The organism is Mesorhizobium sp. M00.F.Ca.ET.216.01.1.1 (assembly GCF_004010325.2).
Taxonomy (GTDB): Bacteria; Pseudomonadota; Alphaproteobacteria; order Rhizobiales; family Rhizobiaceae; genus Mesorhizobium.
The window spans coordinates 1-369 of record NZ_SADR02000236.1; the positions used below are offsets into that span (position 1 = coordinate 1).

At 64.5% G+C, this 369-nt stretch carries 1 pseudogene; it reads left to right on the forward strand.

Annotation, left to right across the window (positions count from 1 at the left end):
- Window positions 1–33: 33 nt before the first annotated feature.
- Window positions 34–369, forward strand: a pseudogene (locus tag EN859_RS35900) (hypothetical protein); the annotation flags it as partial.

A 369-nucleotide genomic window follows, 5' to 3' on the forward strand; every position in this document is an offset into this window, starting at 1 on the left:
GTGGCGCCGGATATCAGCGCAAGAGCCGCGCTCATGTCGTTCGCGCTCGCCTACGCGCGCGTTGCCGTGGGGTGGACCATCTGGAGCTCGCGCGTGCGCGGGCGCTCGCAGTACGGTCACTGGCTGGTGCTTTGCGCGGCGCTGATCGGCGGCGTGGTGTATTTCGCGCGCGGTGTGCTGAACACGTTTTTCGCCGACACGTCGCTCGCGTGGCCCGCGCATATCGCTCCTGACTTCGCCTTTCTCGGTATCAGCATTCTTTCGTTGCCGATTCTGTCCATTGGCCTCGTGATGCTTGCCAACGACCGGCACATGCAGCAGGTCGAGAAGCTGGCCACGTTCGACGATCTGACCGGAGCCTTGGTGCGC